General features: G+C 47.3%; 13 protein-coding genes. 9 read left to right on the plus strand and 4 right to left on the minus strand.

All coding sequences use genetic code 11. From position 1 onward, the window contains the following. Positions 1-18 precede the first annotated feature (18 nt). The gene (locus tag BP727_RS00595) at positions 19-231 is read right to left on the minus strand and encodes a hypothetical protein (protein WP_273278532.1); all 213 of its coding nucleotides are present in this window, start codon (positions 229-231) and stop codon (positions 19-21) included. A 255-nt stretch (positions 232-486) separates the two neighbouring features. Between BP727_RS00595 and BP727_RS00600 the strand changes: the two genes are divergently transcribed. Together BP727_RS00600 and BP727_RS00605 are read left to right on the plus strand one after the other, a co-directional pair. Next, positions 487-1,431, plus strand: coding sequence for an IS5 family transposase (locus BP727_RS00600; RefSeq protein ID WP_013718511.1), 945 nt, complete (start codon positions 487-489; stop codon positions 1,429-1,431). A 106-nt stretch (positions 1,432-1,537) separates the two neighbouring features. Continuing rightward, complete coding sequence (locus BP727_RS00605; RefSeq protein WP_286856800.1) at positions 1,538-2,320, plus strand: CPBP family intramembrane glutamic endopeptidase; 783 nt, start codon at positions 1,538-1,540, stop codon at positions 2,318-2,320. Positions 2,321-2,554: 234 nt separating this feature from the next. Here BP727_RS00605 and BP727_RS00610 read toward each other — a convergent pair whose 3' ends face one another. Next, positions 2,555-2,740, minus strand: a complete 186-nt coding sequence (locus BP727_RS00610; protein WP_273278528.1) for a hypothetical protein — start codon at positions 2,738-2,740, stop codon at positions 2,555-2,557. Between the two features lie 1,041 nt (positions 2,741-3,781). Between BP727_RS00610 and BP727_RS00615 the strand changes: the two genes are divergently transcribed. Further along, a complete protein-coding gene (locus BP727_RS00615) occupies positions 3,782-5,494 on the plus strand; it encodes an ATP-binding protein (protein WP_286856802.1) in 1,713 nt (570 codons plus the stop codon). A gap of 330 nt (positions 5,495-5,824) precedes the next feature. Here the strand turns inward: BP727_RS00615 and BP727_RS00620 are convergent, their stop codons facing one another. Next, a complete protein-coding gene (locus tag BP727_RS00620) occupies positions 5,825-6,007 on the minus strand; it encodes a hypothetical protein (RefSeq protein WP_048133313.1) in 183 nt (60 codons plus the stop codon). Positions 6,008-6,261: 254 nt separating this feature from the next. Between BP727_RS00620 and BP727_RS00625 the strand changes: the two genes are divergently transcribed. Together BP727_RS00625 and BP727_RS00630 are read left to right on the plus strand one after the other, a co-directional pair. Then, on the plus strand, positions 6,262-6,672 hold the full coding sequence (locus tag BP727_RS00625) for a hypothetical protein (RefSeq protein ID WP_286856805.1): 411 nt from the start codon (positions 6,262-6,264) through the stop codon (positions 6,670-6,672). An 82-nt stretch (positions 6,673-6,754) separates the two neighbouring features. After that, positions 6,755-9,145, plus strand: a complete 2,391-nt coding sequence (locus BP727_RS00630; protein ID WP_286856806.1) for a Swt1 family HEPN domain-containing protein — start codon at positions 6,755-6,757, stop codon at positions 9,143-9,145. On the opposite strand, the gene BP727_RS00635 is transcribed toward BP727_RS00630, so the two are convergent. Further along, positions 9,128-9,391, minus strand: coding sequence for a hypothetical protein (locus tag BP727_RS00635; protein ID WP_286856808.1), 264 nt, complete (start codon positions 9,389-9,391; stop codon positions 9,128-9,130). The two genes, BP727_RS00630 and BP727_RS00635, sit on opposite strands and share 18 nt — an antisense overlap. Between BP727_RS00635 and BP727_RS00640 the strand changes: the two genes are divergently transcribed. The 4 genes from BP727_RS00640 to BP727_RS00655 form a co-directional block, all read left to right on the plus strand. Next, positions 9,390-9,569 carry a hypothetical protein gene (locus tag BP727_RS00640; protein WP_286856810.1) on the plus strand — a complete coding sequence of 60 codons (180 nt, stop codon included), beginning with the start codon at positions 9,390-9,392 and terminating at the stop codon, positions 9,567-9,569. The two genes, BP727_RS00635 and BP727_RS00640, sit on opposite strands and share 2 nt — an antisense overlap. Beyond that, on the plus strand, positions 9,562-9,774 hold the full coding sequence (locus BP727_RS00645) for a PDDEXK nuclease domain-containing protein (protein WP_286856812.1): 213 nt from the start codon (positions 9,562-9,564) through the stop codon (positions 9,772-9,774). The genes BP727_RS00640 and BP727_RS00645 overlap by 8 nt, the downstream gene beginning before the upstream one ends. Then, a complete protein-coding gene (locus BP727_RS00650; protein ID WP_286856813.1) occupies positions 9,771-9,932 on the plus strand; it encodes a hypothetical protein in 162 nt (53 codons plus the stop codon). The genes BP727_RS00645 and BP727_RS00650 overlap by 4 nt, the downstream gene beginning before the upstream one ends. Positions 9,933-9,947: 15 nt before the next feature. Further along, on the plus strand, positions 9,948-10,208 hold a 261-nt coding region (locus BP727_RS00655), incomplete at its 3' end, for a hypothetical protein (RefSeq protein WP_286856814.1).

Raw genomic sequence — 10,208 nt, forward strand, 5'->3', positions numbered from 1 at the left:
ATTTATAGTAAATAGCTTTTACGATATGTCAATGATACGAGCACTTCTAACAAAGTATGTGTTTAGCTCCCATAATTTAAGTCCAAGGACACCGTTTTCTTCATTTGGGCTCTTGCCTTTGTCATTGCTTTCCTTTATCCACCACAGCTTAACATCCAGACAGCCGATGAGCCAGAAGCTCTCGTTGATGGATCGCTTCTTCTTGAGATCATCTGTGAAGATCACCGGCATCCAACGCATCGACATAAATCAAAGAGTGCAACATATGAGGAACTTTCTTATACAATCAAAGCTACCAATTAAATTGTTAAGGAGAAAAACAGCCATGAACACCGGCGCATCATCAAAAAGGTCGCCTGTTCTCTTCTTCACATTGGTTTACGCCCTTTCCATCCCCTTTTGGGTGCTCAATATCATCTTTCGAGAATTCCGAAAAACCCCATTTAATCGATAACTATAAATACTATTGTTAGTATATAATGTTACATGAGGAACCTCACTGATTTTGCCCTTCGTCTGGAATACGAACGGGTCAAAGATCTTGGAGATAAGCTGGTCGATATTGGGGGTAGACTAAATTGGGAAGGCTTCAGACCGCCGCTTGAAGCTATGTACAGGAACAATACCGAATGCGGCGGCCGACCGAATCTCGATGTGATCGTGATGCTCAAGTCGCTTTTCATTCAACAGCTATACAGCCTATCCGATGAGCAGCTTGAACGGGAAATTGCCGATCGCATCTCGTTTAGAGTGTTTCTTGGCACAACGGAGACTGTTCCAGATTCCACAACGATATGGAAGTTCAGAGAACGCCTTGCTGAGACCGGTGCAGACCAGAAAATATGGGCTGAGATGCAAAGGCAACTTGATGCCATGAAACTCAAGGTGCAAAAGGGAATCATGCAGGATGCCACGTTCATAACATCTGATCCTGGCCATGCCAAAGCAGATACTCCTCGTGGCGATGAAGCCAAGACCAGGCGAAGTAAAGATGGAGCATGGGCGAAAAAAGGAACTAAATCCTTTTTCGGCTACAAGCTGCATGATGCCATGGACGAGAAATTTGGTTTGATTAGAAGGATCGAGGTTACAGCTGCTAATGTCCATGATAGTCAAGTAGATTTAGCAGAAGAAGGCGAAGTTCGCTATGCGGATAAAGGATATTCTGGCGCGAAGACAAAAGGATATGATGCAGCCATGAGAAAAGCCACCCGAGGCCATCCTTTAAGTTACAAGGATGAAATGCGCAACAAGCGGATCTCCAGTAAAAGATCGCCTGTAGAGAGGTTCTACGCTTTCATCAAGTGTGTCTGCAAAGCAGGGCATGTCGCTGTTACTACAGTTGCCAGAGTTCGAGTCAAGATGATGATTACGGGTATCGTTTTCAATGTCTATCATTTGGCCTCGGCCAAAAGCAAAATGGTGGTTTAGCTTTAGCTGTCGAAAAAATATGGAAAATAAGAGGAAAATGAGGGATTCAGGAGGCAAGAGCTGGAAAAATTAGAGTGAAAACGTCAAAATATTGACGGATTCCATTATGGGGACCATCGACATCACGTTAATCGGAATCCTCTTTCCAATTAAGCTTCCTTTGGATAACCTTCCCGTGACAGACATTGCAGCCACTTTTGCCCCGACGATAGCTGCCTTGATCCTTGTGTACAGGGAGGAGAAGCTTTTTGGGGTGCGGAAGCTCTTGAGGAGAACCTTCGATTATAAGAGGATCACACGAAAGATCTGGTATATTCCCATCATTTTTTTGATGCCGCTCATCTACGTGTTGACCTACTGGATAATGCGTCTTGTGGGGTTGCCGATCCCCACCGTTTGGCATCTGCCCCTTCTGACGCCGTTCATCTTTGGGCTTTTTTTCTTCGCCGCGGCTTTAGAAGAGATTGGCTATACGGGGTATGTCACCGATCCCATGCAAGCCCTGTACAGCGCACTGGCAGCCTGTCTCATCATAGGGTCGATCCATGCGATATGGCATTGGCCGTCGATGATCTCAATGGGTATGGCTCCGGGATTGTTCATATGGGGCAGTATACTGACCGTTAGCTTCCGGATCCTGACCGTCTGGCTCTATAACAACACTGGTAATAGCGTATTTGCGGCCATACTCTTTCATGCCGTGACCAATACAGGAAGGAGTGTGTTTCCCGGCAGTCGTTCAGCATTAGAGCTGGGCGATGCAGCTATTGCCTATGGGCTCATAACGATCACGGCCATAATCGTGGTGTTCTTATGGGGACCCAAGACATTGGCTCGGTTCAGGTATGGGCGAAAAGGGCAACCACATGGATTGGATCAGATGCAATAAATTGTACGAGACTATTTTTGCAGCCACTTCTTTTAGGTATAATATTAACGGCTTCATAATCGCCTCGTAAGCTACTCCGGCCTGAAGACCGGAGCTTTCAGCAGCCCTGATCTGGTCTGTTCCAAAAATCAGAGACCAGATCGGACCTCCAGGCCAGCCTACATGCAGCGACGATCTGCAGAGGTCCCAGTCTTGCTGGAACATTGGCCTCAGATCTGCCCATCACCTTGCGGCTCAAGGGGGCAACTCCACATAGTCGCCTTCATCAGCTATTTGCTTAAGATGAGCGATCAACCGCGCCTTCTTCTCTCTTTCGACCATATCCGCAAGGAGCTGGCTGAAGGTCTCTCCCGGTCTGCGAAGATCAGATAACTCTGCCCATACCGACTCAGTCACAGCTAGGCGCTTTGAGGCAATCATGGTGATCTTGTAAAGATTGCAAAGCGGATATAACTTTCGGCATAAGCCTTCATCTTGCTCATGTTATCTTTAAAATTGCAAAGCCAGGCAGAAGCCCTTTATCACCTTTCTGTGAGATACTACTCCGTATCAGCCGGAATATGTGAAAGCAAAAAGCATGATACAAGAACTCTTGCGCGAAATTGTAGCCAAAGGCGTTGAAATTGTGGGCCGTTCCGACAATGGGAGGTGCTGCCGAGCAGGAGATGGTGGTGGTGACAAATAGCCATCGCCTTTGTTGCTCCGGACTATAGTCAAGAACCCAAAGATTGATACTTATTCGCCATGTTATGACGCCAGTGCATGTGGATTATTAGTCTCAATCTTTAGGTGCTGCACTATAATATCATATCGCCATGATCCTATAGAAATCTGACATCCCCTCACCTTAATTTATATTAAGCAATGTATAATAAAGAAAAAGGCTCTTCGCTGAAATATGTGGGCGAGTCCCGCTGAGATTATACCTCTGTTCCTCTGCGTCTCTGTGATTGGGTCAGAGCATAGCGGTTCACCACAGAAGCACAAAAGACACAGAGAATTTGCGATTCAAGTTCACCCATACCAAATGGTGAGGAGCCAAGAAAGAATATTCAAAGAAAAGCCAGGTATATGATGCCCTGGCTTCTCTTTGAGCCACCGTTTGTGGTGCAAACAGATGACAGTGATGTGATTCTTCAGGCCTTAAATGACTTTCTCGTGCTACTCTTGCAGGTGCCCAAGCGCTGAGGGTGAGACTTCAGCTTATTTTTACCGGTAAAATGGCCTGATTTTTCCACAAATTGAACCTATTTTATGCTCATAACTCACACCTCAAAATGTTTGTAGAGTTTATGCGCTTTGTTGATGGTCACGATCCACAGGATCTTAACCAGCTCCTCCTCCTTACAGGCTTCATCTTGTTCATATATCTCGAAAACGGCTCAAGCCAGGCAGAAGCCTTTATCACCTTTCTGTGAGATACCACTCCATATCAGCCGGAATTAGGTGCGAGCAAAAAGCATGATACCAGAACTCTTACGCGAAATTATAGCCAAAGGCGAAAGCCTGAATGTAGAGTTCAAGGACGAGGAGAAGGCATCCCTGTCAGATTCAGCACTGGTGGAAGCGGTCATATGCCTTGCCAACCGATCGGGAGTGGAGCCAGGATGGCTCTTGGTCGGCGTGGAAGACGATGGCCGCATCACAGGCTCCAGGCCGCGCCACTCTGGAGAAAAGACCGATACATATCGTGTTTCAGCTCTCATTGCAAATCGCACCCGTCCGTCTCTGGCTTGCCGTGTAGAGATCATCGAGATTGATGGTCGGTATGTTCTCGTTGTCGAGGTGCCCACATCCCGAACGCCGGTGAGCACTCCGGAAGGCAAGTATCAGCGCCGGGCGATAGGGGGCAAGGGAAAGCCTGAGTGCATTCCCTATCTCTTCCCCGAAATGCTCGCCCGCCAGGCAGACCGGGGGATACAGGATTACTCCGCTCTGGTGGTGCCCGATGCTCGTTGGGAGGATCTGGACCCTCTGGAGTTCGAACGGTTTCGGAGAATGATACGCGAGAGCCGGGGAAGAAGCGATGCCGCCCTGGCCGAGCTTCCCGACCAGGAGATAGCTAAGGCCCTTGGCGCAGTGGAGGCGAACCACGAGGTGTCTGCAGTTAGGGTCCTCGGCCTTTTGCTCTTCGGAAGAGAGGACGCAGTCCATCGCTACCTCCCCACTCATGAGGTGGCCTTCCAGGTTCTTTCCGACACCAGGATTGTAGTCAACGAATTCTTCCGATGGCCCCTTTTGAGGATAATGGAGGAGCTATTGTCCAGGCTGCAGGCCAGGAACCGAGAAGAAGAGCTGATGGTGAACATCTTTCGCATCGGAATTCCTGATTACTCAGAGCGGGCTTTTCGTGAAGGGCTGGCCAATGCCCTGATTCACCGCGATTATTCCAGACTAGGGGCTGTGCATGTGCAGTGGCACGAGGACAGGATTGAGATCTCCAATCCGGGCGGCTTTCCGGAAGGCGTCCGGCTGGATAATTTGCTGGTCACACCACCGAGACCTCGCAATCCCTCTCTTGCGGATGCCTTCAAGAGAGCCGGAATCGTGGAGCGTACTGCCAGAGGGATAGATACAATCTTCTTTGAGCAGCTTCGGAATGGCCGTCCCGCTCCATCTTATGAGCGGAGCTCTGAAACAGATGTTATTCTGGTCCTGCCAGGAGGGAAAGCAAACCGGGATTTCGTGCGGCTGGTGGTGGAAGAGAACCAGGCAGGCCAGCCCTTCCGGCTGGATGATTTGCTTCTTTTAAATCATGTGTATCTCGAACGAAGAACCACGGCAAAGGAGGCGGCAAAGATTATTCAAAAGCCTGAGAACGAGGCTCGTGCCGCGCTGGAGCGCCTGGTTGAAGGCGGCTTACTGGAAGCTTCGGGTGAAGGAAAAGCAAGAGCATATCATCTATGCGCATCCACTTACAGAAGGCTTGGCGAGAGGGCGGCTTATATTCGTACTCATGGATTCGAGCCTTTGCAGTGGGGGCAGATGGTTCTTCAATATGTGGAAAAGCACGGAGAAATATCACGGGCTGAAGTTGCTGAGCTGTGCCATATATCTGGGCCGCAGGCCTACAGACTGCTGAAGAAGCTGGAGCGGGAAGGGCACCTCATTCCGATTGGGACAAAGGGACGAAGCGTGAAGTACGAGAGAAGAATCGGAGAAAATGCACGGTAAACGCACGGCGTGAAATTCTAATGCACTCGTGCATTTCTGAGATGCTTTTTGTCCATCCAGAGGATTCACTCCAGTCTCTCTTCACACTGAGCTTTCTAAGAACTGCCACACTTCCAAGTGAAAACGCCAGCAAAAAGCCACAAGGGCCAAGAAAGACTCCCATGGGACGGACTGGCCGAGCACAGCTGCCCTCAGGCATATGCTCGAACGAGATAGTAAAGGCCCTTCTCAAAGGTCACAAACGAGGGCCGATGGTCGAGAAACATAACCCACCCCTACCTTCATCTCGACCTGAGCCAGCCACATGGTATAGAGCAGCTCTGCGGTTGCTCAAGGCTTAATATAAGCATTCAAGCCGATGGTGATCGGCTTATCATTAACTTTAGCGGTAGTAACGATATTCCCATGTGTACTTGCAACAACAAGGGTTTTACCGGATGACGATGGGGTTGGTTCTTCCAGGTCAATTTCTATAAAGAGCTTGTTATCCTTGATTTCTACTTTCATAGTCATACGAGTTCTCCTATTTTCGATGATTTTCGCGCTGCAACCATTTATCACTTTTCCTGTGGGTCTCTTTTTCTTTAACGGTTGAGAGATCGTTAGCGGCGTGTCGGGTCGTTGCCTCCGGAAGGATAATCCTCCATCCCAGTAATTCATACTCTTCTCGCAGATCCTCAAGGTTTCAAATGTTGGCAGTTCCAATGTCTTTTGGTCCGCTTTTCATCCAGCCAACGCATTCCTTGGCGATCTGGCTTGGAGGGAAGTTGCTGCAGGAGATCCAGGAGATCACTTTCGAGATCGGCATGCTGGGGCAGTATGGGCCGGACATCTACGACCCCCAGGGGACGCGCGTCCTGCGGGTGTTGCTGGGGAGGATCTTCTCGGCGCTGGAGCTGGGGTGCATCAAGTACGCCGGCTTCAAGAGGATAGAATCGGGGATGGGTATCGCGGTGGAGCTGGGCGAGGAGTGGGGAATTGCTGAGAGTCTTGGGACGGAGAGAAGAAAGGCCTCTAACATGGACGCCCAGGAGCTACCTGGGGAATGCCAGACTCTGCAGAAGGCCGCCAATGGCCTGCAGGCACAAGTACGACAGTTCACATGGGGAGCTCCGGGAAGATGGATGCGCAGGCTGACAGGCAGAGCACCTGAAGATGTTTTTTCCCGCCTGGATTGAGCACTTTTTTTCCGCCAGCGACAAAAAGATATTTGATAGAATAAACTTATGTTAATACCAGGACTCAAAGAGGGAATTCTAGTTGGTACTCAAAAATCATGAAATAATTGGCAGAGGGCTAGAGCAATTGAGAGAAGGCCTTATGCCTTTTATTGAGATGGAGCTGAAAGAATTTTACGGACAGAACTGGTGGAATAATGGTATAGAAGCGGTCATTATGGGCAAGATTGGCCCGGAAGCGCAGGCAAGAGGCCCTCTAGAAGAACGATATGCTTTGCTTGATGTCCAGGCGTTGCTCATCATCATTTGGAATAACTGGTCCAGAGAAATTTTTCAGCCTAAGTTAGGTCATATCGGGAGAAGTTATATTAGCGAATTGAGGGATATAAGGAATAAATGGGCACACCAGCAGTCGTTTTCCGATGACGATGCACACCGTGCCCTAGACACAATGCATCGCCTCTTGGAACTAATCAGGGCCCCCGAAGCAGAGTCGCTTAAATCAAGTGCATGGGAGATAATTCGTCAGCGCTTTGATGAAGAAAAAAGGAGAGAAGTGACTGATTCTGAGCCGAATATTGAAAAGTCGTTGTCGGAGGAGATTAAGCTACCTACAGATGAAACTCCAAATTATGGCCCTATTTTAGAAATAGAAGATCAACCATCTCAGATTTTATCATTACAAGCTGAAAATAAAAGCAGATTATTTCCTGATTGGAATGACATAAATAATTTTCATAATCCATTGACTGAAGGGGAGCGCAGAATTATTGAGTTTTTGGATGAAGTACTTCCCGATGATTGGATGATTTTTGCGCAGCCATATTTGAATGGCAGTCGGCCTGATGTAGTAATTCTCAACCCCAAATTTGGGATGACGATTATAGAAGTTAAAGACTGGAATTTGAAATCATATTGCTGGGAAAATGGCAAATTATGTGTTAAAAAAGGAGATAGGAACCATGAAATTGAAAATCCAATAGATAAGGCAAATTATTATAAATCTATTATCTTTGGGCTACTCGTCCCTCGCCTAGGTGAAGCTGCAGATAAGAACAGAAAAGTATTTGGATTTATAAAAACGGCATTATACCTTCACAAGATGGGCGGCAAAGAAGCAAAGGATTTCTTCAACAATGAAAGATACGCATCTATAATTGGCTATGATGACTTAGATAAAAATAAGATAAGTAGTTTCATTCGTCGATCTGATTCATCTATCCTAGGAGATTTGCAGGGTGGATGGGTTAAAGAAATATTGTTTTGGTTAACTCCACCCTTTCACAGCAAAGAGCAGTCGCAACTCTTAGAGCTTTCCGCAGAACAAAAGGAGCATGCTGAACCCAAGAGTGGACATTTTAGGCTGAGAGGTGTCGCTGGAAGTGGCAAGACCTTGATTATTGCTTATAGAGCTGCAAACCTAGCCTCGCAAGGTTTTAGGGTATTGGTTGTTACATACAATATTACTCTCTGGCATTTTGTAAGAGATATGGTAGCACGAACACCTTACGAATTCAGTTGGTCAAATATTAATTTTAAGCATTTCCATGGATTCTGCAATGACTTTTTAAATGAATTAGGGGTTCCAAAGCCTCGAGAAAATTATTTGGAAACCATCGTCCCGACTGTTGAATCTGCCTTAAATTCTGCGATGCAGCAAGGGAAAAATTTGGATCATCTCAAATATGACGCAATATTAATCGACGAGGGTCAAGATTTTAAATGGGAATGGTATAATTTATTGTCGAAATTTCTTGCTAAAAGAGACGAATTGCTCTTTGTTTGTGATAAAAAACAAAATATTTATGGAAGAGATTTGAATTGGATAGACGGAGGAATGAGAAATGTCAAGTTCCGAGGTCGATGGAGAGAACTAAAGACGATCTATCGCATGCCCAAAAAAATAGGTGACGCGGCTAACAGTTTTAGTGATATTTTCGGATTAGATAAGGCAATAGAAGTTGAACGCTATGAACAGACCACTCTCTTAAATAAACCACTCAAACCTCACTTTATTTGGAAAAATATATGTGGCAGTGAATGGTTAATCCAAATAAGAATTGCTTACAATCTAATAAGATCAGCGCAGCTAAGAGCTAAGGAAGGCCATCCTTCAGATATTGTCATTCTTGTTCCGAATAAGAACTACGGAGCTACTGCGATAAAAAGTTTTGAAGACGATGGGATTGAAGCAAATCATGTTTTTGAAGACGATCTTGAAAGGAGGAGCCATCGAAATAAAAAAGCATTTTGGCTCGGAGATAGCCGCCTTAAAATGTGCACTTATCATAGCTTTAAAGGATGGGAATCAAGGCACGTTATCTTATTGATACCCGAAAAATGGGATTTTGCTAGTTTAGACTCACTTGTTTATACCGCGATAACCAGAACTCGTGAAAACATTATTGTATTAAATTGCAATAATAAGTATGTGGATTTCGGGGAAAATTACCCCTCAGATTGGGAAGATTGAGATAATGGAGACGAATTCGCCGGGCTGAGCGTGGAAGATCTCTGCCAGGATCTCCTTGGACGTCTGCAGCTCCATGGCCCTGCTTGCCATCGGCCTGGCCAGGAATGGGCTGCGCGAGATGGCGGCCCGCGAACTCAAGGCCAAGGGGCCAAGATGAACGGCGGCTTTCTCTCTGCTGGATGCGCGGCGGCTGTTTCGCGGGAAGTCGCTGCCTGAGGTCCAGGAGATCACCTTCGAGATCGGCATGTTGGGGCAGCATGGGCCGGACATCTACGACCCCCAGGGGACGCGCGTCCTGCGGTCGCTGCCGGGGAGGACGTTCTCGCCGCTACAGCTCATCTGCGTCATGTATGCTGGCTTCAAGAGGATCGAGAAGGGGATGGACATCGGGGTAGACCTGGGCGAGGAGCAGAGAGATGGCTGAGAGGTTAGGAAGGGAGAGGGACTTCTACCTGGATCTACTCTCCTACCACTGCATCCTGTGTCGGCTGGTGGCCATTGAGCCGAAGCTGGGCAGTTTCGATGCTGCCTATAAGGGCCACATGGAGCTGTACATGAAATGGCTGGATAGGTACGAGCGCCGGCCTGGAGAGGAGCCGCCCATTGGGATCACCTGTGCGGTGAGATGAACCGGGAGCAGATCGAGCTGCTGCTGGACCGGGGCGAGATCAGGGTGGCGGAATACCTGGTGGAGCTGCCGCCCAGGGAGATGCTGGAGGCCAAGCTGCACAAGGCCATACGGCTGGCGAGAGGGCAGGCAGAGACGAGGGGAAAAAAGGTCTATTAAAGAATGGTCTTATTTATGTTGGACAGAATTAGCAAGGAAGGAGTAAAAGCAATAGTAAGAAATTATAATTATACCATTGGGTTATCCATCATCACCATTTTATATATATTTAGTGTATTAGGATTTAGCAAATCGTTTGGGGAGGATATTGGCACCTCTATTGGATTTATCGCTCTAATAATAGCAGTTTACAGCATTCAATCCACGACGAGGCAACTCAAGGAGATCCAGATAGACTATTGGAATACAAGAGGCATTGATTTGCATGAGAAAAAG

Origin of the sequence: Methanosaeta sp. UBA356 (assembly GCF_002496465.1) — an archaeon.
Lineage (GTDB): Archaea > Halobacteriota > Methanosarcinia > Methanotrichales > Methanotrichaceae > Methanothrix > Methanothrix soehngenii.